Below are 25256 nucleotides of genomic sequence, written 5' to 3' on the forward strand. Positions count from 1 at the left end.
ATCGCCGGCCTACGGCGCGTGAAGGAGCGCCGGCCGAAGAATCTTCAAGGGTATCAGAGAGATGTCGCCATGCGGCTGCCAGGTCTCTGAGGGAAAGGATGCAGAATGTCGCGCGATCGCCCCTGCGGCCGCGGAACAGGTAGACCGCACCATCGAATGGATTGGCGCCGAGCGACTGCTGCACCAGCGTGGACAGCCGGTCCATCCCGCTCCGCATGTCGGTCACGCCGCAGGCCAGGTAGACCCGCGTGCCGGGCGGCGGGCCGATCATCGCGCCCGCACCGCCGACAGCACGCGCCGCAGCGCCGCCTCGTCCACATGCCGCCCAACCCGCACCGTCGCGCCGCAGGGCAGGGCAACCTCGATCAGGCCTGCATCACCGCCGCCGACCTCGGCCGGCACCTCGGATATCGGCGCAGCCGGTTCCGGCTCGGCAGAGGCCGGCAAAGGCTCCACGGTGACCTGGGCGAAGGTGGGTGCCGGGACCGGCATGGCGCCGAGCTCGCCTTGCCGCAGCTGCTTGCGCCAGGTGTAGATCAGGCCCGTGCCGACGCCCCAGCGCCGAGCCACCTCGGTCACCAGCGCCCCAGGCTGCATCGCGTCCAGGACGATCAGGCGTTTCTGCTCGTCCAACCAGGTCCGACGCCGCTCGCCGCGGGTCACCACCTCCACCACCTCGCTGCGAGTACTCGTACGTGCAGTCGTATGAGTGCTCGTGGCCTCCGCATCCACCTCCATGCCCGCCTCCGTCAGTCAGAGACCGACGACACGGCATCAATGCCAAGGCGTTTCGCTAGGTGGGGCGAACACGACGCGTACCCAGCACCAGACTCCCATCCTCGCAAAGCCCGAAGCTGCCAACCGGCGCCGGCACCGCCATTTCCCGTCGATTGCCGGTTGCAAGCTCCAGCCGGTGCAGGATGCCGGCCAGCGAATCGACCCAGTAGAGGCATTGCTTCCGCGCGCTCCAGACCGGGCTCTCGCCCAGCCGATCGGTGGTCTCGCCGATGCGGTCGATCGCCTGCGCCATCATTTGCCTCCGGCCCGGAATTGCCGGACCCTGACCGACCGGTCAACGAGGGGATGCCGCGATGGCGGAGATGCAGGCGATGCCGCCGGAGGTGGAAGGCAGCGAGGCGACCGAACGCGTGCTGCAGATCCTCTCGACCTCGGCCCGGCTGTTCGCCACGACGGGCTACGACGGCACCTCGATGCGCGACATCGCGCAAGCCTGCAATATTTCGAAGTCGCTGCTCTACCACCACTTTGCCGACAAGGACGAGATCTTCGCCCGCATCACCCTCGGCTCGACCCGCGAACTGGTGCAATTCGTCGAGGGACGGCTGCCCGAGGGCGCCGCGCCCTCCGTGCGGATTCGCGCCTTCATGGCTGCGACCGGCGAGTATTTCCAGCGCTACCGCTGGGCCTGGATCGCCTCCACCACCGCGTTCTGGAACGACCCGCAGCAGCGCCGGCAGACCGAGCGCATGCTCTGGCGCGACCGCTATGAAGGCTTGATCCGCCGGCTGATCGAGGAGGCCATCGAGGTCGGCGAGATCCGGCCGCTGGACGTGCCGCTGGCCGGCCGCCTGGTGCTCTCGGCGCTCAACTGGATGCATCGCTGGCACAAGCAGGACCAGGGCATGCCGGCGCCCGAGGTCGCCGAGGCCTATTTCGACATGATCTTCCACGGCCTGAAGCGCTGAGCCGGGCGGGCTTGCCGGCCGCCGCCACGCGGGGATAGGCTGCCCCTGACCGATCGGTCAGGCGACGCGACGGAAGCAGGAGGACGCGCCATGGTCACCGCAGAAAGGGTGGCACCGGGGGCCGGGTTGGACGCCATCCTCCGGCCGCGCTCCATCGCCGTCATCGGCGCCTCGCAGGACGCCACCAAGATCGGCGGCCGGCCGGTGCAGCTGCTGCAGCGCTTCGGCTTCCCCGGCGCGATCTGGCCGGTCAACCCGCGCGCCGCCGAGGTGCAGGGCCTGCCCGCCTTCGCCTCCCCTGCCGCGTTGCCGGAGGCGCCCGACCTGGCGATCATCGCCGTCGCCGCCGAGCACGCCGCGGCCGCGCTCGAGGAGTGCGCGGCGCGCGGCACCCGCGCCGCCGTCGTCTTCTCCTCCGGCTTCGCCGAGCTCGGCGCCGAGGGCGAGGCGGCGCAGGCTGCGCTCGGCGCCATCGCCGCGCGCACCGCCATGCGCATCCTTGGGCCGAACTGCCTCGGCGCGGTCAGCGTGGCGGAGCGCAGCATCGCCACCTTTTCGATCGTACTGGAAGGCGCCCTGCCGCCGGCCGGCCCGCTCGGCATCGCCTCGCAGAGCGGCAACCTCGGCAGCTACACCATGCTGCTGGCACGGGAACGCGGCATCGGCGTCAGCCGCTTCCTGACCACCGGCAACGAATGCGACGTCGACATCGCCGATGCCATCGCCTGGCTGGCGCAGGACGACGCGACCAAGGTGGTGCTGGCAGTGCTGGAAACTTGCCGCGACGCGCCGCGCCTGGTCCGCGCGCTGGAGCTGGCGCGGGACGCCGGCAAGCCGGTAGTGGTGCTGAAAATCGGCGCGACCGCGGCCGGCCAGGCTGCCGCGGCTTCCCATACCGGCGCGCTGGCCGGCAATGACGCGGTCTTCGATGCGGTCTTCGCCCGTACCGGCGCGGTGCGCGTCCGCAGCGTGGAGGCGCTGCTCGACCTCGGCCATGCCGCGGCGGTCTGCGGGGGAACGCTGCCGCGCGGCCGCCGCACCATGCTGCTGACCGCCTCGGGCGGTTTCGGCGTGCTGCTGGCCGATGCCGCGACGGCGGTCGGGCTGGAGCTGCCGGCGCCGGAGCCGGCGACGCAGCAGCGCATCCTCTCCGTCGTGCCTTTCGCCTCGCCGCGCAACCCGGTGGACGCCACGGCGCAGATGGGTGCGCGGCCCGAGGTGCTGGTAGAGATCCTGGCCGCCATCCTGGACGACCCGAATTGCGACGCGCTGCTGCTGCAGCTCGCCGCCTCGCTCTATGTGCCGCGGCTGCGCGGCGTCTTCCTGCCGGCGCTCAAGGCGATGCGGGAGAAGCACCCGAAGAAGCTCCTGATGCTCTCGGTGCATGGCCCGGCCGATGCGGTGGCCGAGCTCACCGCGCTCGGCATCCCGGTGGTCGATGGCGTCGATGCCAGCACCGCGACCCTGGCCGGGCTCTGCGCCCTGGCCGAGGCGCGCCGCACGCCGACGCCGCCGACGGCGGCCTTGCCGCCGGCCGCGCCGCTCGAGGCCGCGGCGCTGTGCACCGAGGCCGCAGCTAAGCGTGCGCTGGCCGAGGCGGGGGTGCCGGTGCTGCCGGAACGCGTGGTGCAGGATGCTGCGGAGGCGGCCGCCGCTGCCGCGGAGCTCGGCTTCCCGGTGGTGCTGAAGATCGTCTCGCCCGACCTGCCGCACAAGACCGAGGTTGGCGGTGTGGTGCTGGACCTAGGCGATGCCGAGGCCGTGGCCGCTGCGCATGACGCCATGCTCGCCCGCATCCGCATCGCCGCCCCGGACGCGCGGATCGAGGGCGTGCTGGTCTCGCCCATGCTGCGCGGCGGCGTGGAGTTAATCCTCGGCAGCAAGCGCGACCCGGTCTTCGGCCCGGTGGTGCTGGTCGGGCTCGGCGGCATCTTCGCCGAGATCATGCAGGACGTGGCGATCCGCCCGGCCCCGGTCGACGAGCCCGAAGCGCTGGCGATGCTGCGCGGCCTGCGGGCCTTCCCGGTGCTGGACGGCGCGCGCGGCCGGCCGAAGGCCGACATCGCCGCGGCGGCGCGGGCGGTGGCGGCGCTGTCGCGCTTCGCCGCGCAGCAGGCGGCGACGATCGCTGAAGTCGACATCAACCCGCTGCTGCTCCGCCCCGAGGGACAGGGCGCGGTGGCGCTCGACGCCCTCATCATCCCGCGGGAGGACAGGCCATGACCGAGGTGTTTTCGCTGGCCGGGCGCGTCGCACTGGTGACCGGCGCCGGCAACGGCATCGGCCGCGCCACGGCGCTGCACCTGGCCGCTATGGGAGCGACCGTCGGCGTCAACGACCTGAAGCCCGAATTCGTCGACCGTGTGGTCGCCGAGATTGAGGCCGCCGGCGGCCGGGCGATCGGCGTCACGCAGAACATCAGCACCCGGGACGGTATGCGCGCCGCCGTGCTGGGGGTCGCCGAGCAGGTCGGGCGGCTCGACGTGCTGGTGAACAATGCCGCCTGGGTGCGCTACCAGGCCGTGCCGGACATCGCGCCGGAGACGATGGACCGCATGCTCGATGTCGGCTTCAAGGCGGTGATCTGGGGCATCCAGGCGGCGGCCGAGGCGATGGGCGAGCAGGGCGGCAGCATCGTCAACATCGCCTCCACGGCAGCGGTGCAGGGGCTGCAGAACGGCTTGGTCTATTGCGGCATCAAGGCCGGTGTCACCGGCATCACCCGTGCCGCGGCGGCGGAGCTCGGCCCGCGCGGCATCCGGGTGAATGCCATCGCGCCTTCCGCCATCCCGACCGAGGGCACGCAGCGCAACCGCAACGCCGAACGCGATGCGCGGCGCGTTGCCCGCACGCCGCTCGGCCGGCTAGGCGCGGTGGAGGACATCGCCCGCGCCATCGGCTTCCTCGCCTCCGGCCAGGCCGGCTTCGTCACCGGCCAGGTGCTGGTGGTGGATGGCGGGATCACCAGCAGCAGCCTTTAGCGCGGCGTGACGACCGGGAAGATCGTCTCGAAGACGTCCAGCAGCGCAAAGAGCTTCGCCGGCAGCGTGGCATCGCCCGCCACCGTCGCGGCGCCTTCCGCCAGCAGGACATCGAAGCCGACGCCGCCCGCCACCAGCCGGTCGAAGGCGGCGCGCGTCGTCGTCACCCGCGCATCCGCCGCGGCGGAGCCGGTGCCGAGCCGCTGGGTCAGGGTCGCATTCTCGAGGTTCTGCGCCACAATCTCCCCGCGGTCGGTGAAGTGCCAGTCGATCCGCCAATGCAGCCCGGCCGCCTGCTCCGCCTTCAGCCGCACGCCGAGCCAGTCGAAGACCACCTCGGTCGAGAGTGCCGGCAGCATGTCGGGGCGGAGGAATCCAACGGCGCGGCTGCCGCTGATGCCGCCGCGCAGCTCCTGCGCCGCCAGCAGATAGGCGTTGCGCCAGGTGGCGCTTTCCGCCTGGTAGCCGAGCTGCTCATGCGCATCCGCGCAAAGCTCGCGCGCCGCGGCATTGTCCGGGTCGGCGAAGACCAGCTGGTTCATCAGCTGCACCACCCAGCGGTATTCGCCGCGGGCGAAGTCGTCTCGCGCGCGCGCCATCACCGCATCCAGCGGGCCGAGATACTCGACCAGCTTACGGGCCGCCTCGGCCGGCGGCAGCGGGTCGAGATTGGCCGGGTTGCCGTCGTACCAGCTGAGATAGCGCTGGTAGACCGCCTTGGCATTGTGGCTGACCGTGCCGTAATAGCCGCGGCAGGCCCAGTCCTGCGCCAGGCTATCGGGCAGCCGCAACCGCTCCGCGATCTCCGCCGGCCGCAGCCCGCGCGCGGCCAGCCGTAGCGCCTGGTCGTGGATATGCTTGTAGAGATCGCGCTGGCGGCCGAGATAGCCGAGCAGCTTCTCCCGCCCCCAGATCGGCCAATGATGCTGCGCCACCAGGATCTCCGCCTGATCGCCGAACAGCGCCATGCTGGTGGTGATGGCGTTCGACCAGACCCTTGTGTCGCGTGCCTGGGCGCCGCGCAACGGGATGAAATTGTGCAGATGGCGTGTGGTGTTCTCCGCCATGTTCAGCACGCGCTGCTTCGGCAGCCAGATGTGCATCTCGGCCGGCGCCTCGGTCTGCGGCGCCATCTGGAAGACCAGCTCGACGCCGTCGATCGTCCGGCTCTCCACCGGCTCGACGATCAGGTCGGTCGGCGGCAGCAGGGTCGAGACCGCGAGGCCCATGCGCTTGCCGAGCCCGGCATCCACCTGGCCGCGCACGCCACGGTGCAGCGCCCCGCCGAACTGGAAATTCGCCCGCCGCGCCATGGGGATGCCGGCGAGCACGGATTCCGCGCCCAGCTCCTCCATGAAGCCATCCGGCGCGATCACCGGCACCCGCCCCGCGCGCACCTCGTCCAGGCTGGCGACGCCGAAGGCACCGCCGAAATGGTCGGCATGGCTATGGGTGTAGATCAACGCGCTGACTGGCCTTTCGCCGCGATGCGCGCGATAGAGAGCGAGCCCGGTGGCGGCGGCCTCGGCATTGGTCAGCGCATCGATGACGATGACGCCGCGCTCGCCCTCGACGATGGTCATGTTGGCGAGGTCGAGGCCACGGATCTGGTAGACGCCGGGGCAGACCTCGAACAGCCCGTTCGCCATGTTCAGCCGCGCCAGCCGCCAGAGGCTCGGGTTGACCTCGGGCGGCGCCTGCTCGGTCTCGAGGAAGCGATACTCGCCGAGGTCCCAGACCAGCCGGCCGGCCTTGCCGCGCACCACACCGTCCGGCAGCGGCGCGACATGGCCGCGCCAGGCCTCGGCGAAGTCGGCTGTGTCGTAGAAAGGCAGTTCCGCCAGCACCGCCTGGTTGGCGGCGGTGGTGGCGGCGGTGGCGGGCTTCGCTGCGCTGGGCATGGCCTGTCCTCCTACGCTGCCGCGAGCAGACGGGCGGCGTGCACATGGCGATCGCCCCATTCGAATTCCGCCATCAGGATGCGCCGCGCCAGCCGCGTCGCCGGCAGTTCCTCGGTCATGCCCATGCCGCCATGCACCTGGATCGCCTGCTCGGCGACGAAGCGCCCGGCCTCGCCGAGCCGCAGCTTGGCGAAGGCGATGTTCTCCCAGCCTGGCTCGCGCAACGCCGCCTGCACCAGGCCGGTGAGATTGCGCCAGGCGACGTACATCTCCGCCACCCGGTGCCGCAGCGCCTGGAAGCTGGCCAGCGCCGTGCCGAATTGCTGGCGCTGCAGCAGGTAGTCGATCGTCTGCCGGATCAGCGTGCCCATCGCCGCCACCGCCTCGACACAGCTCAGCAGCGCGCCGAGGTCACAGGCGCGAGCAACGGACGTGCCGGCCTCGGCGGCCAGCAGCTGCGCCGATGCACCCTGCAAGTCGAGGTCGAGGGTGAGCCGCCCGTCGATCCGCTCATGCCGGGTGAAGGCGGCGCCGGGCGTGCCAAGATCGAGCAGGTAGAGCGCGTCCTCCACCGCCAGCAGCGCATGGCTCGGCCGGGGCGGCGTCTCCACACCCAGCGCGCGGCCGCTCAGCCGCCCGGCCTCGAGAGTGATGCCGCCGGCCAGGGCGACGCAGGGCTGCAGCCGTCCCGCCGCCAGCTCGGCCAGCAGCGCGTCCTGCCCGGCCAGCAGCGTCGGCGCCACGCCGCAGCAGGCCGCGAGCGGCAGCGCCAGCGCCACGCTACCGGCGCCTTCCGCCAGCGCCGCCAGGTCGAGCAGCGTGCCGCCGGCACCGCCTTGCGCCTCCGGCACCAGCATGCCGGGCCAGCCAAGCTCAAGCAGCGCCGCCCATTGCGTCGCCAGTTCCGCCGCGCGCGCCGCCGGCTCATGCAGTGGCGCCAGTGTGGCGGCCGAAGCCTCAGCGAAGCGGCGGGCGGCGTCGTAGGCGTCGCCGGGCAGCATCGGCCTTGGGTCGAAGGGCATGGCGCTCAGTTCCCGAACAGCTGCTTGGCGACGACGTTCTTCTGCACCTCGTTGGAGCCGCCGAAGATGGTCTTGGCGCGCAGATACATGAAGTTCTGCACCCATTCGATATCCTCGACCGCGGCATTCGGGCCGGAGGCATCGACGGGACGGAAGCGCGACGCGACGCGCTCCCCCACCGCATCCAGGGCGATGGCGCCGATGCGCTGCACGGTATCGGCGGTGGACAGTTTCAGCTCGGACGGCATCAGCCCCAACGGCTCCCCCGCCGTCACGGCATCGACCGCCGCCTTGCCCAGCTCGCGCGCGCCGCGCAGCTCGGCCTCGGCCAGCAACAGGCGGTATTCCAGCTGCCCGCGCTTCAGCGCATCGGCGGGCCCGGCCAGCTCCCGTGCCACCAGCTCCCGGCAACGGTCGAGGAAGCGGAAGGCCGGCGCGACATTCGCGCCACCGAGCCTTTCGCGATCGAGCAGGAATTTGCCATAGGTCCAGCCCTTGTTCTCCTCGCCGATCCGGTTCGCCACCGGCACCCGCACGCCGTCGAGGAAGACCTCGTTCACATGGTGCCAGCCGTCGATGGTGCGGACCTCGCGCACGCAGATGCCGGGCGAGTTGAGCGGGATGAGCAGCAGGGTGATGCCCTCCTGCCGCTTCACCTCGGCATTGGTGCGCACCAGCGTGTACATCCTGTCGGACTCGTGCGCGTGGCTGGTCCAGAGCTTCTGCCCGGTGACGACGTACTCCTCGCCCTCGCGCACCGCGCGCGTCTTCAGCGAGGCGAGATCTGAGCCGGCGCCGGGTTCCGAATAGCCCTGGCACCACCAGTCCTCGCCGCTCAGGATGCCCGGCAGGAAACGCGCCTTCTGCTCCTCGGTGCCGAAGGCGATCAGCACCGGGCCGAGATGCCGCAGTCCGTGATGGTATTGCGGCGGGCAGTCGCATTCGGCCAGCACCTCGTCGAAGATGTGCCGCCGGCGCTGGTCCCAGCCGGTGCCGCCGTATTCCTTCGGCCAACTCGGCGCACCCCAGCCATGCGCATGCAGGATCCGCTGCCACGGCGCCCATTGCTTGCGGCCGAGCTTGCCGTTGGCGGCGACCACCGCGCGGATCTCCGGCGGGCAGTGGGCCAGCGCGAAGTCGCGCACCTCGGCGCGGAAGGCGGCCAGTTCGGCGGTCTCGTCCATCATCGGCCTCGTCACAGGGAAAGGTTCCGCTCGCGCACCACGCGGCTCCACAGCGCGTGCTGCCCGGCCAGGTAGGCGGCGAATTCGGCCGGTGTCTCGGCCATGGCCTCCAGCCCGTCATCGGTGATGGCGCGCTGGATCGGCTCGGCGGCCGCCACGCCGCGTAGGTCGCCGGCGATGCGGTCCTGTAGCGGCGCCGGCACGGCGGCCGGGCAGAAGAAACCGTAGAAGGTGCGCGCCTCCACCTGCGGCAGGCCCTGCTCCGCCATGGTCGGCACCTCGGGCGCCGTGGCGTTGCGCCGCGGCTGGCAGATCGCCAGCGCCCGCAACTTGCCGTCGCGAGCGAAGCGCATGGTGGTGACGCTGTCGAACAGCGCGTTGACATGACCGGCCAGCAGATCGGTCAGCGCCGGTGCGCTGCCGCGATAGGGCGTGTGCAGCATCTCGATGTCGGTCGCCCAGGCGAAGAGCTCGGCCGAGATATGCGGCGACGACCCCATGCCGGAGGAGCCGAAGCGCAGCATCCCCGGATGGGCCTTGGCCCAGGCCACCAGCTCCGGCACGGTGCGGGCCGGCACCGAGGGATGCAGGTACAGCACCGCCCCGCCGAGCGCGAAGCGGCAGAGCGGCGCGAGGTCGGCGGGGTCGTAGGGCAGGTTACGCAGCATCAGCGGGTTGGTGACGATGCCGAAGCTGGCGAGCAGCAGCGTATGGCCGTCCGGCGCCGCATGCGCCACCGCCGCGGTGCCGATGGCGGTGGCGCCGCCGGGCTTGTTCGCGACCACCGCCGGTTGGCCCCAGAGCTCGCTCAGGCGCGGCGCGAAGGCGCGGGCATAGCGGTCGGTCGGCCCGCCGGCGGCATAGGGCACCACCACCTCCACGCCGCGCTGCGGCCAGGCGGGCTGCGCCCGCGCCGGCAGCGCGGCGAGCATAGCCAGCAGGCTCCGGCGCCGCATGGGTCAGCGCCCCTTGTAGACCGGCGGGCGCTTTTCCAGCGTGGCGCGGCGGGCCTCGGCCGCGTCCTCGGTCTTGCTCAGCTCGTAGGTGAAGTTCTGCTCGAAGCGGTAGGCGTCCTTGGCCGGCATCAGTTCGACCATGTTGCAGCTCAGCTTGGCGTATTTGATGCCGAGCGGCGCCTTGGACGCCACCTCGACGGCCAATGCATAGGCCTCATCGAACAGCTTCTCCTGCGGCACGCAGGCTTCCAGCAGGCCCAGCCGGTACAGTTCGCTCGCCGGCAGGCGCTGGCCGGTGAACATCATCCGCCGCACCTTGGGCGCCGGAAAGAGCCTTGAGAGCATGGCCGCACCGCCGGCCAGGCCGACATTGATCTCCGGCATGCCGAAGACCGCGTTCTCGCTGGCCAGCATGAAGTCGCAGGCCGCCGCCAAGCCGAAGCCGGCGCCGAGCGCCGCACCGTTCACCGCCGCGATCACCGGCTTGGCGCATTCCTTGATGCTGTTGCCTGTCTCTCGCGTCAGCCGGTTGTGCCACCAGTATTCGCCGTGCTTGCCGGGATCCGGCCGCTGCTTCAGGTCGGCCCCGGCGCAGAAGACGCTGCCCTGCGCGGTCAGCAGCACCACGCGGATATCGTCGCGATCCGTCGCCTGGTCCATGATCTCGATGATGCGGTCGCGCATCGCCCAGTTCACCGCATTCACCGGCGGGCGGTTCAGCGTGGCCACCGCCACGTGGTCCCTGACCTCCAGCGTCACCGTCTCCTCGGCCATGCGGTCCTCCCCCTTTATTCCAGCCGGATGCCGGCGCGGGCGATCACGCCCCGCCAGGTTCGGCGTTCCTGCTCCAGGACGGCGCCCAGCGCGGCCGGCGTGCTGCCTTCAGGCCGCGTGCCGGTGCCGGCGAAGCGCCGCGCCGCGGCGGGGCTCGCCATGATCCGCACCACCGCCTGGCTGAGCCGGTCGACGATGGCCTCGGGCGTGCCGCTGCGCACCACCAAGCCGTTCATCACTGTCACCTCGAAGCCGGGCAGCGTCTCGGCGATCGCCGGCACCTCCGGCAGCTCGGCCACGCGCTGCCGCGTGGTGACGCCGAGGGCGCGCAGCCGCCCGGCGCGCACCAGCGGGATCAGCACGCTGAGGCTGTCGATCGTCATCGGCACCTGGCCGGCCACCACGTCCTGCACCGAGGGCCCGGTGCCGCGATAGGGCACATGCGCCAGGTCGATGCCTGTCTCGATCCGCAGCAGCTCGCCGGCCAGGTGGCTGCCGGCGCCGATGCCGGCACTGGAGAAGGCCAGCCGTCCGGGCTGCGCCCGGGCCATCGCGATGAGCTCGGCGAGGCTCCCTGCCGGCACCGCCGGATGCACCGCCAGGACATAGGCGGCTCGCACCAGCAGGCTGACCGGAGCGAAGTCGCGCTCGGCGTCGTAGGGCAGCGCCGGCATCAGCAGCGGGTTGGTCACCAGCGGCCCCGGGGTGGCGTGGAACAGGGTGTAGCCGTCGGCTGGCGCCGCCAGCACCGCCATGGCTCCCAGCGTGCCACCGCCGCCGCCCCTGTTGTCCACTGCGACAGGCTGGCCAAGCGCCTCGCCCAGTTCCTGGGCGACGAAGCGCGCCGTGGCGTCGGCGCCGCCGCCCGGGGCGAAGGGTACGACCAGGCGCAAGGGCCGGCTCGGCCAATCGGGCTCGGCGCGGACGGTCGACGTGAGCACGACCGGGCACCCGAGCACCGCCCCTAGCAGGCGGCGCCTGGCCTGGGTCCATCCCCTTGCTCGCTTCGGCGCCTCTGTCACGTGCTGTGTTCGCCCCCTCGCCCTGACCGATCGGTCAGGTGGAGCCTATCGCCCTGATACGAGGCAAGCAAGTGACCTGCCTGCCGATGTCCGCCCCGGGCGTTCAACCGGGCACAGGCGGTGACGCGGAATCGGAAGGATCGGCGCAGCGCGCGATGAGTTCGCGCGCGCTGGATCGCCTGAGCAGCACCGAGGACGGCGCCAAGGGGCCGCGCGCCTTGGTGGAAAGGCGACTGCGGCGCTGGCAGGAGCGCTGACATGCTGCGTGGTCATGATGATTCTGTCGCAGGTCCGACGCCCCATGCTCGTCCCGGGTAAACGCCACCGCCACCATGACTGACACCCGACCCATCGAGATCAGCGTGGTGCAGACGGAACCAACATCGGCCTCACCCTTGAGGCGACCGTTCAGGATGTCGGTATGCGTACGATGGAAGGCTGCGCCTGTCTGGCCGACCAGACGCGCCGTCGTCGCGGGGAAGGTTCAGCCGGGCGGGTGGAGGATCGACTTCCAGCGTTCGGTCTCGATCCGCAGGAAGCTGTCCAGTTGCTCCGGCGTGCGCGCCGTGTCGGTCTGTACCCCCATGCCGGCCAGCCGCCGCTCGGCGGCCCGGACCGCCTCGGCGAACACGCGGTGCAGCGCGGCGAGGATCGGCGCGGGCGTGGACGAGGGCGCCAGCACCGCGTTCCAGGTCGAGGCCTCGTAGCCCGGCAGCCCGGCCTCCGCTGCCGTCGGGACCTCGGGCAGGATCGCGCTGCGCCGCGTGCCGGTGACCGCCAGGGCCCGCACCACCCCGGCCGCCAAGTACGGCGCCGTGGTGGAGACGCTGTCGAACATCATCTGGACGTTGCCGGCAATCACGTCCTGCAGCGCGGGCGCGGCGCCGCGATAGGGCACGTGCACGATCTCCACCTGGGCCATGCGGCGGAACAACTCGGCCGCCACATGGATGGCGCTGCCCTGGCCGGCCGAGCCATAGGAAAGCCGCCCCGGCTCCCGCCGCAGCAGGGCGATCAGGCCACGCAGGTCGTCCGCCGGCAGCCGCGGATTCACCAGAAGGACCAGCGGCACCTCGCCGATGAAGGCGACACCACGGAAGTCCTGTAGCAGGTCGTAGGGCAGCCGGTCATAAAGGGCGAGGTTCACCGCATGCGCGAGCGTCGCCAACAGCAGCGTACCGCCGTCCGGCGCCGCCTTCGCGGCAACCTCAGTGCCCAGGATGGCACCGGCCCCGGTACGGTTCTCCACCACCACGGACTGTCGCAGCAGTCGCCCGGCCTCTTCCGCGAGAGTGCGTGCGACGACGTCCGTGCCGCCGCCGGCGGCAAAGGGGACGATCAGCCGGATCGAGCGCTGCGGCAGTTCCTGCGCGGCGACGGGCCCGGAAGGCAGTAATGCGAGGAGGATGAGGCAGAGCCAGCGCATGGCGGCGGTCCCTTCGCTCAGTCCAGCTTCAGCTCGAGGCGCTGGATCACCTCCCGCAGCACCGTCACGCCCTCCTGCAGCCTGGCGCGGAAGGCCTCCGGCGGCTCTGGCGTGGGGGGCACGCCTTGCGACAGCAGCCAATCACGCATCGCCGGCTCGGTGATGATCCGGGTGATCTCGGCATTCAGCCGGGTCAGGATCGCCGAGGGCGTTTCTGCGGGGGCAAAGAAACCCAGACCCTCCTGCAGCCACACGCCGGACAGCCCAGCCTCGGCCAGGGTCGGCACCGCCGGCAGACCAGCGAAGCGCTCCTCTCCCGCCGCCGCCAAGGGCCGCACGCTGCCCGCCTGCACATGCGCGCGGGCCAGCGACCATGAGGCGAACATGGCATCCAGCCGCCCGGCCAGCAGTTCCGGCACCGCCTGGCCGCCGCCGCGAAAGGGGATGTGAGTCATGCTCACGCCCGCCTTCGCGTTGATCTGCTCCAGCGCAAGATGGAAGGAGCTGCCGATGCCGATGCTGGCGAAATTGACCCGCCCCGGATTGGCACGGGCATAAGCGAGAAGCTCCTGCAGCGTGGTCACGGGCAGGGACGGACGGGTGATGAGCAGCACGGTCAGCGTTCCCACGGGCGCGACCGGCGCCAGGTCACGCTGGGGATCGAAATCCAACGCGCTCCGCGCGGCGGCAGCAATGACCAAGCCAGAGGTGGCGCAGAAGAGCAGGGCATGCCCATCCGGTTGGGCCTTGGCGACCAATGAGGCGGCAATGTTGCCGCCCGCCCCGCCGCGGTTCTCCACCACCACGGGGCGGCCGAGACTGGCGCCCAGCGCCTCGCCAACACGCCGGGCAATCGCATCCGTGCTGGCACCCGGCGGAAAGCAGACGGTGACGGTGACCGGGCGGTTGGGGTAGGAGGCCGTGTCCGCCCTGGCGGCTAGTGCCACCAGCAGCAGCGCGGCGGCGAGCACGGCGCCGCCAATGCGCCGGCGCGCACATCCCGCAATTCCGGGCCGCATGGGTCTTCTCCGTCGTTTCCTCGTCGGAAGCCTAGGATCGCGGCGTTGTCCCAGACAAGTCGGCCGACCGCCTTGTCGAGCTGCACGGCTCCCGACATAGTCGCCCACCAGGGAGAAGGAGCCCGAGCCAGCGCCGGCGTTGGCCGAAGTGATCTGAGGAGGACGAGGACATGGCAGTGCTGGCCACCGGCGAACAGGCGCGGAGCACCCGCCGCCCCATCGTCTCCAATGGCGTCTCCGCCCACCTCACCACCTTCATCGGCAGCAATCGCTACCTCGCCACCGGTGCCCCACAGCGTGTGCCGGGGCCGGAGGAGGTCTATGCAATGGCTTTCCTGGTGGAGCAGCCGGCCGGCTCCGTGGTGCAGGCGCACTTCCACGAGGCCAATCAGTTCCAGGTAGTAGTCGCCGGCGGCGGCCGGCTGGGCCAGCACACGCTGCGCCCGATTGCAGTGCATTACAGCAATGCCTACTCCTCCTACGGTCCGATTGAAGCGGGCGAGGAAGGGCTGCAGTATCTGACGCTCCGCAATGGCCATGACCATGGCGCTCGCTACCTGCCAGCGGCGCGGGAGGAGCTGAAGGGCGTGCGGCGGCGCTTCCGCGAGGCGGTGGCCGAACTGGTGCCAACGGGTGGCCCCATGCCGGACGCCGCGATGACGGAGGCGCTGCTGCCCGAGGCCGCGGACGGCCTTGGCGCATGGCGCTACCGCATGCCGCCGGGCGCAGCGCTGCAGGGCCCGGATCCCGCGACTGGCGACGGGCAGTTCTGGGTGGTCATCGGCGGGTCGATGCAGACTCCAGACAGCGCGTGCCTCAGCGCCCTTTCCTGCGCCTTCGTAGGGCCGGAGGAGGAGTCCTTCGCTGTGACGGCGCGGGAGGCGGGGCTGGAGGTCGTGGTGGTGCAGTTTCCCCGCGGTCGGGACCATGTGCCCTCAGCCGCGTGAGGCAGGGTCAGTCGATCCGCACGTTGCCTGCCTGCGCCACGGCGCGCCACTTCCGCACCTCGTCCTGAATGAAGCGAGTGAAGGCTTCGGGTGGCAGCGGCGCCGCCGCGCCGCCGAGTTCCTCGATGCGTGCGGTGATGGCGGGGCTCCGCACCAGGGCAAGCGTCTCCTCGGACAGCCGCGCCACGATCGGCGCCGGTGTGCCGGCGGGGGCGATCAGCCCGGCCCAGCCGAAGGCCTCGAAACCAGGCAGGTTGGCGGCCTCCGCCACCGTCGGCACCTCCGGTGCCTGCGGCATCCGGGTAGGGGAGGTAACGCCGAGCGCGCGCACCCGGCCGCCGCGGATATGGGGTAGGGCGGCAGCCAGGCTGTCGAACATCAGCTTCACGTTGCCCGCGATGAGATCGGCCATAGCCGGGGCAGAGCCGCGATAGGGGATATGCGTCAGTCGGATGCCGGCGGCCTGGGCGAAGGCCTCAGCTGCCAAATGCAGGCTGCTGCCGGGACCGCCCGACGCATAGTCGATGGCGCCCGGTGCCGCCTTGGCCCGCGTCACCAGCGTGGCCAAGTCCGGGATGTCGAGGCCTGGATGGGCGACGGCAACTAGGGGTGTGGTGAAGATCAGGCAGACCGGCACGAAGTCTCGCGCCACGTCGTAGGGCAGCTGACCCATCACCGCTGGATTGATAGCGAGCGGTCCTGAAGAGGCCATGCCGAGCGTGTAGCCGTCCGGCGCCGCCCGGGCGATCGCCTCCATTCCCGGGATGGATGCCCCGCCACCGCGGTTGTCGATGACGAGCGGCTCGCCCAGCCGCTTCGCCAACTGCTCCGCCAGTAGCCGCGCCATGATGTCGGTGGTCTGACCAGGCGGAAAAGGCACGACGACACAGACGGCGCGGTTGGGCCAGGCGAGTTGGCCGCGCGCGATCTGGGACAGCAGGAACGAAGCAGGTGCGGCGAGGGCTGCGCGGCGCGACAACATAATCATGCCGTCATTCTTCGTCGAAAGTCGCGGGCCGCCAACTCCATAAGGTCACGCCCAGTGTTGGTTTGCCTCTAAATCGGGTACTCCCCTGCCCTGTCCGCTGCGGCCCTCACAAGCCGAGCAGCTTGACCGGGCTTTCCGTCAGCAGCTTGGCTCGGCGGACATAACCGCGCATGGTCTTGAGGTCCCGGTGGCGGGTATGGGCCATGATCTGCTCATCCCGCGCGCCCGCCTTGTACGCCTCGGTCACGAAGCCCGCCCGCAGCCCGTGCGCCGAGAGGCGTTCCAGGGAACCGATCGCCAGGCCCGCCGCCTCGGCGCGCCGCTTCAGGATGGTGCCGACCGCCTCGGGCGTGAGCGCCCGGCTCTCGATCGTCCCCCAGCGGTCCACCTTGCGGAACACCGGGCCGTAGCGGCAGTCGCTGGCCTGCAGCCAGGCTTCCAGCGCCCGCACCGGGCAGGTCTCGGGCCTTGTGCCGCGGGCGATGCCGAGGCTGGCCCCCTGCCCTTCCTGGTCGCCCTTGCTGCGCGGCAGCAGCAGCCGAAGGCCCTCCGGGCCAAAGGAGACATGCTCGCGGGTGATGGCGACCAGTTCGCTCCGCCGCAGCGCGCCGGCATAGCCGAGCAGCAGCAGGGCGCGGTCGCGGATGCCGGTGAGGCCGCGGTCGCAGGCGGCGACCAGGCGGCGGATCTCGGCGGTGGTGAGCGCCGCGGCCTGCCGGGCCGGGGTGCCGTGGCGGCGCAGGATGCCGCGCAGGGTGTGGCGGATGGCGGGATGACCGGGGTTCCAGGGATGGCCGGCCAGGGCGTGCGCCTGACCGACGGCGGAGAGCCGCCGGCGGAGCGCGCTGCGGCCATGGGTGGTGGCCAGCGAGGCCAGATAGGCGGCGATCGCCTCCGGCGCCGCCGGCAGGGGCTGGTGACCATGCTGGCCGCACCAGCTGGTCCAGTCGGCCCAGTCCGCGCGATAGGCCCGGCGGGTGGCGGCCGACAGGCTCTCGGCGGCGTAGGCGGCCGCCTCGTTGGCCGGGACGGTGGGCTGGGCGACGCGGGCGGGCAGGTCCGACATGGCGGGATACCAGCAGCTTGCTCAGTTTAGGGCAAGCGCTCATCACCTCCGATAATACGGTCTTATCAGAGGTGAGGTAGGCTCTGTGCTGCCTAGCCAAGCTGCCTTCGGCCCGGCTGAAGCCGCCTCAATCTGCCCGGATGCCTTCCTGCTGGATGAAGTTGCCGAGGCGTTGACGCTCGGCAGCCAGGAAGGCCGCGAAGGCATCCGGCCCCTGCCCTACCGGCTCCGCACCGAGCAGCGTCAGGCGCTCGCGCACCCCCGCATCCCGCAGCGCAGCGTCCGCTGCCCTGGCCATGGCAGCCACCATGGAAGCCGAGGTCCCGGCCGGCGCCAGCAGACCGTGCCAGTCACCGATGGCAAAGCCTGGATAGCCCTGCTCGGCCACAGATACCGCGTCGGGGAAGGCACTGGTCCGCTCTACCGTCGACACGCCCAGGATCCGTAGCTGTCCATCGCGGATCAGCGGTGCCGGGGTCGGGATGGTGGAGAAGGTGAACAGCGTCTCCCCGGTCAGCACCGACTGGATCTGCTGGGCACCGCCGCGGTAGGGCACATGCGTCGCCGTCAGCCCGGCCCGCTTCAACAGCAGCGCGGCCGCCAAGTGCGAGCCGGTCCCGATGCCGCTGCTGCCGTAGCTCTCCTGGCCGGGATTGGCCCTCAGATGCGCAACGAGGTCGGCGAGGCTCCGCTGCGGCGCCTCGTTGCGCACGAGCAGCAGGGCCGGCAGGAGGGTCAACTGGGTCACCGGGGTGAATGCCGCGGCATAGTCGAAGCCCAGCCGCGTCATGAGAAATTGGTTCACCACCTGGCCCGAGGCGTCGATCAACCAGGTGTAGCCGTCCGGCGCCGCCTGCGCGGCAACACCCGAGCCGATGGCCCCGGTGGCGCCGCCGCGGTTCTCGATGACGATGGGCTTGCCCAAGGCCGGCTGCATCGCCGCGGTGATCAGGCGTGCCGCCACGTCCGTGCTGCCACCCGGAGGCCAGGCGACGACCACGCGGATGGGGCGAGAGGGCCAGCCAGCCTCTGCCCTAGCCACGAACGGCAAGGCGAGCCCGGCGAGAACCAGGCGGCGAGTGGTGGTCATGGCGCTTCCCCTCAGTCCTACCAGCATGCTTTGCCGCGCGGTGCGCAGGAAGCGGGGCCCGTCTGGGATGGGCGCGCTCTCGCCGAAGGCGACGTACTCGTCCGGTCCGGCCGGAAGACCGCGCTGCAGCTCCGAAAGCGCCCTGCGCGGGGGACGCAGTAGCTGGCCGGCAGATCCTACGCGGCCAGGAAGCAGACTCATGGCGCGCGGGTAGGCAGGGGCAGCGCCAGCGCCAGCGCCAGCGCCAGCGCCAGTGGGGCGCAAAACATGCGAGCTCGCAGGTCAGCCACTCATCGGCCTTGAGCCCCATGGCGCGTGCGATCGTCGATCCGGCCGGTGGCGGAACCTGTTCCAGTCGCTGCTGGAGGTCATCATTCGTCGGGGTAGGTCGCAACCCGCCCCGTCCGGCCCTGGACGGCGGTGCTGCCGGCGCACCCCACGGCTGAGGACGGGCCAACTGCGGCGCCACCGCCGCCGGTGATGACGCCCTGGCCCTTCTCCGCTCTTGGGCCGTGCGGTGATGCCGAGCGGCGTCGGGACACCGCCACGTCAGGATCACGTGTCCATGAGGTCGGCGCATGGATTTGCCAGGAAACGTAGGGAGGCCTACTTTCATAGGTACTCCTACTTTTCGAGGCGTCATGCCCGAGCCCTTGCCCGCCACCGCGGCCGTGCCAGACGATGCCGCCCGCGCCAAGGCGCCCAGTCCTCTCCCCCCGTTGCTGCCCAGCGAGGCGGAACTCGCCGGCCTCAAGCGCTGGAAGCGGCAGCACTGGATCGAGTTCGCCCTGCTGGCGTTGGCGCGTGGCGGCATCGAGGCCGTTCGCATCGAGGATCTCGCGCGGCGCAGCGGTCGCACCCCGGGCAGCTTCTACAGCCACTTCCCCGGTCGCGACGCGCTGCTCGATGCCATGGTCGGGGACTGGCTCACACGGCAGCTGGCCCGGGTCGAATGGGTCCATGACCATCTGCGGCGCACCGGTCGCTTCACCCTCTCCGGCATCCTGCAGGATGCCGCCGAGCGCGGGCCAGGGCGCTGGACCGGGCGCTCCGGCTCGGAACTGGAACTCGCCATGCGTATCTGGGCGCGCAGCGACCCCCGAGCCGAACGTGCCCTCAGCGAGGTGGACGCCCTGCGCATTGCCGCCGCCCGGGACATGGTCCTCGCCGAGTACCCGCACGCCCGCCACGCGACCGAGATCGGCCTGCTGCTGAACTGGATCCTGGCGGGCCGGCACATCGTCTTCCCAGGCCCTGCCGGGCTGCCCGCCGAGGGCGACGCGGCGGTCGAGCTCCTGCTCGAACTCGCCAGGGCAGATGCCGACCCGGGTCGCGCAGCGCCCGGACCGCCTCGCACCCCTGCTGCGCGGAGACGACGCACATGACGCATCCCAGGCTCGGCCGTCGTACTGTCCTTTCGGCCGCCGTCGCTGCGGCTTGTCCTGCCCCCTCGCGCGCGCAACCGCGCACGCCGGATCTGGTCAAGCTGGTCGTGGGCCTGCCGCCCGGCAGCCTGCCGGATGTTATCGCCCGCACCCTCGCCCCCCACCTGGCCGGCCGTATCGCACCGGCCGTGGTGGTGGAGAACCGGCTGGGGGCGGGCGCCCGGCTGGCGGTGGACTCGGTGCTGCAAGGGCCGCGGGACGGCAGCCAGGTGCTTGTGACGCCCTCAGGCGTGCTTACCCTCGCGCCGCACACCTTCAGGACCCTATCCTACCGGCCGTTCCAGGATCTGCAGCCGGTCAGCCTGCTGGGCCGCGCCGGCTTCAGCTTCTGCGTCGGCCCGCTCGTGGACCCTTCGGTGCGGACCCTACGCGACTTCGCCGACTGGTGCCGCGCGCACCCTGCCCAGGCCTCCTATGCCAGCCTGGCCGCCGGCTCGCCGCCGCACTTCGTAGGCGAGATGCTGAAGCGTGCGCTGCAGTTCGACTGCACGCATGTGGCTGGTCGCAACGACCCGGCGCCCGAGGTTCTCGGCGGGCAGATCGCGGCGATGAGCAAGGGGAGCGTGGACGTGTCGCGGTTGGCGGGCGATCCACGCCTGAGGGTACTGGCGAACACCGGCAGTGCGCGCTGGCCGCACATGCCGGACACGCCGACCTTCGCCGAACAGGGTGTGCCCGATCTCGACTGGCTCGACTGGTACGGCGCGTATGTGCCGGCCGGTGTCCCTCCAGGCCTCGCCGCCAAGCTTTCGGAGGCGATCGGGGCCGCTTTCGGCGACCCGCGGTTCCTCGAACAATGGCGTACCGCGTTGCTGATTGCCCCCGAGGCATCCAAGCCCGAGGAATTGGACCGTCTCGGTCGAGCCGACCTGGAACGCTGGGCCGGGGTCGTCCGGGTTACCGGGTTTGTCGCGGAGTAGGCGGCGGATTTGGCAGCGCATCAGAGCCGCCACGAGCAAACCCTGCGTCCGCGACCTCCGGCAGGACACGCATGGCATCGGACATTATAGAGCATCAGAGCACAGAGGACGTGAGGCGGCATGGCGGCCTTTTGGCCGCTGCGGACGTTCTGCAAGCAGCTTGGCACCGCCCAGCAAGCGCTCACCTTCCCCCGCAGTAGATCACTGTAAGATAGCCCGACAGTCAGCCCGAGCCGCTCGGCCTTCGCTTTCAGGGTCGCCATGCTGGTCTGGAGCGGAGTGGCGCATTTCGAACTCGTCATAGACGAACTGCTGGAGACGCTGCTGGGATGCCGCACGAGATGCAGTACGGCAACAGCGCACCACGGCGATGGAGCCAGCCGGATCGCATGGTAGCGGGCGCCCTCCGAGTGCCGCTGGGGAGCCGGATGGCAGCCGAAAGCGCGCTAGTGGAGCAGGCAATGACGAACGCCGACAGTCAGCCCAGGCGGTTCGGGATGTCGTCCGTCTCGAAGAATACGCCCGCGATGATCGGTACGGCAGGGTCATACGCGATCCAGTACCGACCACGCTTCAGCCAGGAGAGCCCGAACTCCGCGAGGTACGGATATGGTCGTGGCGCCGTCAGTCCGCGCTCCGGCGCGTTGACGATGATCAGGCTGGCTTCCGCAAGAGCATGACCGAGATTCCGCAGCGCTTGCGGCCGACCCATGCTGACGTAGTACAGCTCGAGTCGTTCGACTTGAGCGGCCGCTTCCGGGCTAAGGGCGATCAATGCCCCGTAGCTGCCTTCAACCCGTCAGCAGTCACGCCCTGTTCGGCCTCTAGGCGCTCGGCCGATTCACGGAGGCGGTCCAAGACTGGCAGCAAAGGCACGCTTTCGCCCTCTGCGATCTGGGCCTTGCTCCTGGCGAGACTGTCGCGCCAGTCGGCCGGCGGAGGTGCCTGGGTTGGACGTTCGGTCATGACCACAGAATAGGCGGCAAGGGCGACGGCTTCCAGCCTTGCCTTGAGCCTAGCCACATGAGGTTTGCGGCCGACAATCGGTCGGACGGGGCCCAGCTTGCCGACTTGGGCCAACTGCCAATCGCATGGTGACTGTGCCCCGGCCAACGACCTACCGGCTCTTGTCACGGACGCAGTCCCAGAATACCGCCGAGATGCAGTCATCGCGTACCGTCGTTCAGTACGTTGTTTCGGCCTGAGCCCGACCACCTCGCGGCCAAGCGTGCATGGCTCCAGGTGTGACACGGGATGCTAATGCCAATTTTGGTGTCGTCTCGCAGGCTGTACCCGGAATGTTCGGCGTGCCCGACGCGGCACCGGCGCAGGAATTCTACTTGACGGGAAAGGTTGGACCCGACTGTCGGCGATGCCATAAACATAGCCACCCACAAGCGGAACAAAGCTCCCTGCATTGCGCCGACGAGCCGGGGGCGGCACGAGCAGCCTTGATGGTATGGTTAGTGCTCGGATGAGAGAGAGGGTCGTGGCTCGCAATTAGACATGTCTAACCCCTGCTTTCTACCATGCCTCTTTGCGTTAGCATGGACCGCGGCGATCGAAGTGGGTTATTCCGCTCAGGGGAAGCAGGGGGACTAGGTCATGCCAGACGCTGCCGCGCGCGAGCGCGCCGTTGCAGCCGTGGATGCGCGCTGCCGCATTCTGCTGATCAGTAGTCCGAAAGGTGGCTCGGGAAAGTCGGTCCTCAGCCGGCACCTGCTCGTGAGTGCCGCCCAGGCCGGCCTCAAGGTGATCGGTCTTGATTTCGACCGGCAACAGACCCTCGCCAAATGGGCTGCTCGCCGGGCACGCACGCGTGAGGCATTTCCGGACTTCGCCGACACGGCTGTTGTGCCCGTATCGCTGCAGGATTGGCGCGGAGCCCTCCGCAGGACCGACAGTTATCAGCTTGCGGTTCTCGACACGCCGCCGAGTGTGGAAGACCACCTGCCGGCGATCGATGGTCTCGGCGAGGCAGCCGATCTGATCCTTGTGCCTGCCGTCTGCACGCAAGACGATGTCGAATCTGTTGGTCCCTGGGTGAAAGCGCTAGCCGGGAAGGGGTTCACCTGCTCGGTGGTGCTGAATCGAGCCAACCGCCGGACGACCAGCTATGCGCGTATGCGGGGTGTGTTGGTAAAGGCCGGTTCAGTTTGCCCGACCGAGTTGCCCCAGCTGGAGGACATCCACGTGCCATCGACCAAGGGGCTCACGCTTCTTGACTACTCGAAGTCACGAGGGATCGAGCCCTTTGAGGAAATCTGGGCCTACGTTCGCCGGGAGGTCGGGCTGTGAGTGCTGTCATGGGCAAGCGGTCGAAGGCGGCCCTCAAAGCCTTCCTGTCGGCCGAAGACGATGCCGAAGGCGAGGTTCTCGCCGTTGATCCACGAGCCACCGAGCTTAGGTCGCTCGGTGTGGAGGATCCGGCCGCATTGGCGGCAATCCGCGAGATCTTTGCCGGCACGGGCCTGCCGGACGACCAGGAGAAGGTTCGGCGCATCCTCCGTACTCGGAGCGAGATCCAAAAGGAGTGGGGCGACGCCCGGGACTCTTTCCTGGCGATCGGACGTGCGCTGATCGCGCTGGAGCACGTGCTGACCAAGGTGGAGTTTGCCAAGTTGCGCCATGGCACCGAGCGCCTATTTCCGTTCTCAGACGCCACGGCAACTCAGTTCCGCCAGATCGCCCGCGCGGTGGATGGCGGGCGCATTCCGGCCGAAGCATGCCCGGGCAGCTACGGCACGGCCTATCAGATCACCTTGCTGACGGAGTCGCAGCTCCGAGTGGCGTGGGAAAAAGGGCTGATCCGGTCTGACGTCACCCGCCGCGAGATCATGCAGCTCCGGCGTGAGGTACCGGCCAATGGCGCTGAGGCACCACCGCCGGGGCGTCTGGACCGCACCCGGCTGCGCGAGGAGCGGGCCCGGCTGGGCGAGCGACGTGCTCGCTTGGCGGAGGAGCTGGCAGCCGTCGAATGCCGTATCCACCAGCTGGACGAACTACTGTCGCCGGTGATCGACGGTGAGGTGGAGATGCTGCCAGAGGCATAACATGGTGAGGAGCCTAGCGACGCCAGCCGACTGGACTCTGGCGGGGCATCCGCGTGCCCAAGGCACTGGACGAGCATTAACTTGGTGAGGACCTGGACTTTGCCGGGATATCTGTCGTGGATTTCCTGGTTAGGTCCCCATCAGCCAGTGCGGGGCCGGACTCTACCGGGGCTCTTGCCGAGACCTGGACTCTGGCGGGATCAGCCGTTCGATGTCCGCCGAGCAGCCCGGCCGCCCACGGCCACGAGCCGCGGCGCGCTGGGCGCCACAGGCGGGCGCGACGGCCGCAGCGTGACCCCGCGCTCATGCATATCGACCTCGGCGTCCGGGTACACGGCCAGAGCGAGGGCCAGCGTTTCCTTGAACTGTTCCTTGAAGTGATCCAGCCGCTTCACGGCGCGGCCGAACTGCTGGTGCAGCGCACGCCAGCTGATCGGCATCGGTTCGAGCAGGGCGTGCAGCCTGTAGGCTAGCCAGCAATAGACATCGAGCGCCATGCTGTTGTTGGCGATTTGCCGTACCGCGGTTTCCTCGATCGGGACCGGATGCTTCTTGAGTTGCTGGAAAAACATCTCGGACAGTGTCGCGGTCTCGATGAAGAGACTGCCTTGTGTGGTGTCGTCCTCCACGAACATTGAGGTGTCGAGCAGGTTCTGGTTCACCAGTCCGGTGCGGTTACCCTGCTTGATAGTGAAGGTCATGCGGCACCGGCTCAGGCGCTCGGCCTGGTCGCGGACATCCTTCATGGACTTGCCGCCGATTGGGATCTCAAGACGGCGCAGCCAAGCGTGTAGGCTCTTCCCGAGCTCTATCTCCCGGCTGTTCGTGCGTAGAGCCTCTGACTGTAGATAGAGGAGGATGAGACGTGCGCGGCTACCATAGGGGACGCCTACGCTCACCGGCTCGCCGCCTGGCACGGCGCGGAGGCCAGGCTGCACGATCAGGGTGACACGCTCGGTGGTGATCTGCCACGGTGCGTCATCAGGGAGCCTCTTGTGAGGGAGGGCGGCCTGAGCCCAGCCGGAGTAAAGGAAGCCGATCTCGACGTCCTCGCTGGCGAGGTAGGCGGCGGCGGCTTCGACCACGCGTCGGTCGAAGTCGGAGCGCAGAGCGGCCTCCCGGCCCGCCTCCTTCAGGAGCCTGTGGACCTCACCCATGGCGATCACCCATCGGAATGGCCATCAATGTGCCGATTGCCGTGTTGCCGGTCATGCTGGACTCTTCCGGGTGTTGCTAGAACTACTTGATCTTAAGCTTGTAGTAGGCGGACAGAGTCCAGGGGAAAACCTAGTAAGACTTTGATTTTCCTACACGCGGACTCCGGATGATATCCGGCAGAGTCCAGCTTTTCCCCGGTAAAGATCAGGATTCCTGTGGACATCACTGGCCGCGCCGAATCGGACGCATTGCCTTGGTCGGCGGCCCCGACTCCGAAGAGTTGCCCCGCCAGAGTCCAGCCCAAGTGCAAGGCCGTGGAGCCCACGCCATTGATCTCGGTAACGTTGCCACTGTGTCGGGTCTCGCACGCCCCACGGTCTACCGAGACCTCACTGGCGACGGCAACGCGTCACTTGCGACTGTCGCGCCGACATTGGGCGTCACAGCGCTGCGCTTCACCGTCGAGCCGGCCCGACGCGGCCTTAGAGCGTCTAACAGAACCGGGTTTGGCGCGTTCTGAGTGGCATGAGCAGAGCCCTTGTCCCTGATGCGCTCTGGGCGGTGGTGGAGCCGCTGTTGCCGCCCGAGCCGGCGAAGC

General features: G+C 69.8%; 24 protein-coding genes. 8 read left to right on the forward strand and 16 right to left on the reverse strand.

Features of this window, described 5'->3' with window-relative positions:
- The 3 genes from tnpB to E2C05_RS15420 all read right to left on the reverse strand — a co-directional run.
- On the reverse strand, positions 1–271 hold a 271-nt coding region (tnpB, locus tag E2C05_RS15410), incomplete at its 3' end, for an IS66 family insertion sequence element accessory protein TnpB (protein WP_192912473.1).
- Positions 268–738: an IS66-like element accessory protein TnpA gene (gene tnpA, locus E2C05_RS15415; protein WP_133220537.1), complete on the reverse strand. Its 471-nt coding sequence runs from the start codon at positions 736–738 to the stop codon at positions 268–270. The genes tnpB and tnpA, both read right to left, overlap by 4 nt.
- A gap of 55 nt (positions 739–793) precedes the next feature.
- Entirely contained in the window at positions 794–1030 is a 237-nt protein-coding gene (locus E2C05_RS15420; RefSeq protein ID WP_158292147.1) for an SMP-30/gluconolactonase/LRE family protein, read from the reverse strand.
- Between the two features lie 61 nt (positions 1031–1091).
- Between E2C05_RS15420 and E2C05_RS15425 the strand changes: the two genes are divergently transcribed.
- From E2C05_RS15425 to E2C05_RS15435, 3 genes are all read left to right on the forward strand, one after another.
- Positions 1092–1706: a TetR/AcrR family transcriptional regulator gene (locus E2C05_RS15425; protein WP_200306278.1), complete on the forward strand. Its 615-nt coding sequence runs from the start codon at positions 1092–1094 to the stop codon at positions 1704–1706.
- A 90-nt stretch (positions 1707–1796) separates the two neighbouring features.
- The gene (locus E2C05_RS15430; RefSeq protein WP_192912474.1) at positions 1797–3929 is read left to right on the forward strand and encodes an acetate--CoA ligase family protein; all 2133 of its coding nucleotides are present in this window, start codon (positions 1797–1799) and stop codon (positions 3927–3929) included.
- The gene (locus tag E2C05_RS15435; RefSeq protein ID WP_133220539.1) at positions 3926–4687 is read left to right on the forward strand and encodes an SDR family NAD(P)-dependent oxidoreductase; all 762 of its coding nucleotides are present in this window, start codon (positions 3926–3928) and stop codon (positions 4685–4687) included. Before E2C05_RS15430 ends, E2C05_RS15435 begins: the two co-directional genes overlap by 4 nt.
- Here the strand turns inward: E2C05_RS15435 and E2C05_RS15440 are convergent.
- The 8 genes from E2C05_RS15440 to E2C05_RS15475 all read right to left on the reverse strand — a co-directional run bounded on the left by E2C05_RS15440 (position 4684) and on the right by E2C05_RS15475 (position 13943).
- Positions 4684–6588: an alkyl/aryl-sulfatase gene (locus E2C05_RS15440; RefSeq protein WP_200306274.1), complete on the reverse strand. Its 1905-nt coding sequence runs from the start codon at positions 6586–6588 to the stop codon at positions 4684–4686. The genes E2C05_RS15435 and E2C05_RS15440 overlap by 4 nt on opposite strands.
- Positions 6589–6599: 11 nt before the next feature.
- Positions 6600–7610, reverse strand: coding sequence for an acyl-CoA dehydrogenase family protein (locus E2C05_RS15445; protein WP_158292148.1), 1011 nt, complete (start codon positions 7608–7610; stop codon positions 6600–6602).
- Positions 7611–7615: 5 nt separating this feature from the next.
- The gene (locus E2C05_RS15450) at positions 7616–8794 is read right to left on the reverse strand and encodes an acyl-CoA dehydrogenase family protein (RefSeq protein WP_133220542.1); all 1179 of its coding nucleotides are present in this window, start codon (positions 8792–8794) and stop codon (positions 7616–7618) included.
- Between the two features lie 11 nt (positions 8795–8805).
- Positions 8806–9750 (reverse strand): Bug family tripartite tricarboxylate transporter substrate binding protein, encoded by a 945-nt coding sequence (locus E2C05_RS15455; protein WP_133220543.1) that lies wholly within the window; start codon positions 9748–9750, stop codon positions 8806–8808.
- Between the two features lie 3 nt (positions 9751–9753).
- Entirely contained in the window at positions 9754–10524 is a 771-nt protein-coding gene (locus tag E2C05_RS15460; RefSeq protein WP_133220544.1) for an enoyl-CoA hydratase/isomerase family protein, read from the reverse strand.
- Between the two features lie 14 nt (positions 10525–10538).
- Positions 10539–11465, reverse strand: a complete 927-nt coding sequence (locus E2C05_RS15465; RefSeq protein ID WP_205082839.1) for a Bug family tripartite tricarboxylate transporter substrate binding protein — start codon at positions 11463–11465, stop codon at positions 10539–10541.
- A gap of 565 nt (positions 11466–12030) precedes the next feature.
- A complete protein-coding gene (locus E2C05_RS15470; protein WP_133220546.1) occupies positions 12031–12972 on the reverse strand; it encodes a tripartite tricarboxylate transporter substrate binding protein in 942 nt (313 codons plus the stop codon).
- Positions 12973–12989: 17 nt separating this feature from the next.
- Positions 12990–13943, reverse strand: coding sequence for a Bug family tripartite tricarboxylate transporter substrate binding protein (locus tag E2C05_RS15475; RefSeq protein ID WP_158292150.1), 954 nt, complete (start codon positions 13941–13943; stop codon positions 12990–12992).
- A gap of 218 nt (positions 13944–14161) precedes the next feature.
- Between E2C05_RS15475 and E2C05_RS15480 the strand changes: the two genes are divergently transcribed.
- Positions 14162–14938, forward strand: coding sequence for a hypothetical protein (locus tag E2C05_RS15480; RefSeq protein ID WP_133220548.1), 777 nt, complete (start codon positions 14162–14164; stop codon positions 14936–14938).
- A gap of 7 nt (positions 14939–14945) precedes the next feature.
- Here the strand turns inward: E2C05_RS15480 and E2C05_RS15485 are convergent, their stop codons facing one another.
- From E2C05_RS15485 to E2C05_RS15495, 3 genes are all read right to left on the reverse strand, one after another.
- A complete protein-coding gene (locus E2C05_RS15485; RefSeq protein WP_133220549.1) occupies positions 14946–15926 on the reverse strand; it encodes a Bug family tripartite tricarboxylate transporter substrate binding protein in 981 nt (326 codons plus the stop codon).
- Positions 15927–16032: 106 nt separating this feature from the next.
- On the reverse strand, positions 16033–16992 hold the full coding sequence (locus tag E2C05_RS15490) for a site-specific integrase (RefSeq protein WP_133220550.1): 960 nt from the start codon (positions 16990–16992) through the stop codon (positions 16033–16035).
- A 127-nt stretch (positions 16993–17119) separates the two neighbouring features.
- Entirely contained in the window at positions 17120–18082 is a 963-nt protein-coding gene (locus E2C05_RS15495) for a Bug family tripartite tricarboxylate transporter substrate binding protein (RefSeq protein ID WP_158292151.1), read from the reverse strand.
- A gap of 719 nt (positions 18083–18801) precedes the next feature.
- Here E2C05_RS15495 and E2C05_RS34190 point away from each other — a divergent pair.
- On the forward strand, positions 18802–19467 hold the full coding sequence (locus E2C05_RS34190) for a TetR/AcrR family transcriptional regulator (protein ID WP_240046752.1): 666 nt from the start codon (positions 18802–18804) through the stop codon (positions 19465–19467).
- A complete protein-coding gene (locus tag E2C05_RS15505; protein ID WP_133220552.1) occupies positions 19464–20447 on the forward strand; it encodes a tripartite tricarboxylate transporter substrate-binding protein in 984 nt (327 codons plus the stop codon). Before E2C05_RS34190 ends, E2C05_RS15505 begins: the two co-directional genes overlap by 4 nt.
- 478 nt (positions 20448–20925) lie before the next feature.
- Here E2C05_RS15505 and E2C05_RS15510 read toward each other — a convergent pair whose 3' ends face one another.
- Positions 20926–21222 carry a hypothetical protein gene (locus E2C05_RS15510; protein ID WP_133220553.1) on the reverse strand — a complete coding sequence of 99 codons (297 nt, stop codon included), beginning with the start codon at positions 21220–21222 and terminating at the stop codon, positions 20926–20928.
- A gap of 830 nt (positions 21223–22052) precedes the next feature.
- On the opposite strand from E2C05_RS15510, the gene E2C05_RS15515 reads away from it, so the two are divergent.
- Both E2C05_RS15515 and E2C05_RS15520 read left to right on the forward strand, forming a co-directional pair.
- Positions 22053–22745 carry a ParA family protein gene (locus E2C05_RS15515; protein ID WP_133220554.1) on the forward strand — a complete coding sequence of 231 codons (693 nt, stop codon included), beginning with the start codon at positions 22053–22055 and terminating at the stop codon, positions 22743–22745.
- Positions 22742–23500, forward strand: coding sequence for a hypothetical protein (locus E2C05_RS15520; protein WP_240046753.1), 759 nt, complete (start codon positions 22742–22744; stop codon positions 23498–23500). The genes E2C05_RS15515 and E2C05_RS15520 overlap by 4 nt, the downstream gene beginning before the upstream one ends.
- A 200-nt stretch (positions 23501–23700) precedes the next feature.
- On the opposite strand, the gene E2C05_RS15525 is transcribed toward E2C05_RS15520, so the two are convergent.
- Entirely contained in the window at positions 23701–24657 is a 957-nt protein-coding gene (locus E2C05_RS15525) for a replication protein RepA (RefSeq protein WP_133220555.1), read from the reverse strand.
- Positions 24658–25256 lie beyond the last annotated feature (599 nt).

Origin of the sequence: Paracraurococcus ruber (assembly GCF_004353985.1) — a bacterium.
GTDB classification, from domain to species: domain Bacteria; phylum Pseudomonadota; class Alphaproteobacteria; order Acetobacterales; family Acetobacteraceae; genus Paracraurococcus; species Paracraurococcus ruber.

What these genes read in the sequence shown, in the direction of transcription:
- tnpA (WP_133220537.1), bottom strand. Translation starts at nt 738, where the DNA reads ATGGAGGTGGATGCGGAGGCCACGAGCACTCATACGACTGCACGTACG.
- E2C05_RS15420 (WP_158292147.1), bottom strand. Translation starts at nt 1,030, where the DNA reads ATGGCGCAGGCGATCGACCGCATCGGCGAGACCACCGATCGGCTGGGC.
- E2C05_RS15425 (WP_200306278.1), top strand. Translation starts at nt 1,092, where the DNA reads ATGGCGGAGATGCAGGCGATGCCGCCGGAGGTGGAAGGCAGCGAGGCG.
- E2C05_RS15430 (WP_192912474.1), top strand. Translation starts at nt 1,797, where the DNA reads ATGGTCACCGCAGAAAGGGTGGCACCGGGGGCCGGGTTGGACGCCATC.
- E2C05_RS15435 (WP_133220539.1), top strand. Translation starts at nt 3,926, where the DNA reads ATGACCGAGGTGTTTTCGCTGGCCGGGCGCGTCGCACTGGTGACCGGC.
- E2C05_RS15440 (WP_200306274.1), bottom strand. Translation starts at nt 6,588, where the DNA reads ATGCCCAGCGCAGCGAAGCCCGCCACCGCCGCCACCACCGCCGCCAAC.
- E2C05_RS15445 (WP_158292148.1), bottom strand. Translation starts at nt 7,610, where the DNA reads ATGCCCTTCGACCCAAGGCCGATGCTGCCCGGCGACGCCTACGACGCC.
- E2C05_RS15450 (WP_133220542.1), bottom strand. Translation starts at nt 8,794, where the DNA reads ATGGACGAGACCGCCGAACTGGCCGCCTTCCGCGCCGAGGTGCGCGAC.
- E2C05_RS15455 (WP_133220543.1), bottom strand. Translation starts at nt 9,750, where the DNA reads ATGCGGCGCCGGAGCCTGCTGGCTATGCTCGCCGCGCTGCCGGCGCGG.
- E2C05_RS15460 (WP_133220544.1), bottom strand. Translation starts at nt 10,524, where the DNA reads ATGGCCGAGGAGACGGTGACGCTGGAGGTCAGGGACCACGTGGCGGTG.
- E2C05_RS15470 (WP_133220546.1), bottom strand. Translation starts at nt 12,972, where the DNA reads ATGCGCTGGCTCTGCCTCATCCTCCTCGCATTACTGCCTTCCGGGCCC.
- E2C05_RS15480 (WP_133220548.1), top strand. Translation starts at nt 14,162, where the DNA reads ATGGCAGTGCTGGCCACCGGCGAACAGGCGCGGAGCACCCGCCGCCCC.
- E2C05_RS15485 (WP_133220549.1), bottom strand. Translation starts at nt 15,926, where the DNA reads ATGATTATGTTGTCGCGCCGCGCAGCCCTCGCCGCACCTGCTTCGTTC.
- E2C05_RS15490 (WP_133220550.1), bottom strand. Translation starts at nt 16,992, where the DNA reads ATGTCGGACCTGCCCGCCCGCGTCGCCCAGCCCACCGTCCCGGCCAAC.
- E2C05_RS15495 (WP_158292151.1), bottom strand. Translation starts at nt 18,082, where the DNA reads ATGACCACCACTCGCCGCCTGGTTCTCGCCGGGCTCGCCTTGCCGTTC.
- E2C05_RS15505 (WP_133220552.1), top strand. Translation starts at nt 19,464, where the DNA reads ATGACGCATCCCAGGCTCGGCCGTCGTACTGTCCTTTCGGCCGCCGTC.
- E2C05_RS15515 (WP_133220554.1), top strand. Translation starts at nt 22,053, where the DNA reads ATGCCAGACGCTGCCGCGCGCGAGCGCGCCGTTGCAGCCGTGGATGCG.
- E2C05_RS15525 (WP_133220555.1), bottom strand. Translation starts at nt 24,657, where the DNA reads ATGGGTGAGGTCCACAGGCTCCTGAAGGAGGCGGGCCGGGAGGCCGCT.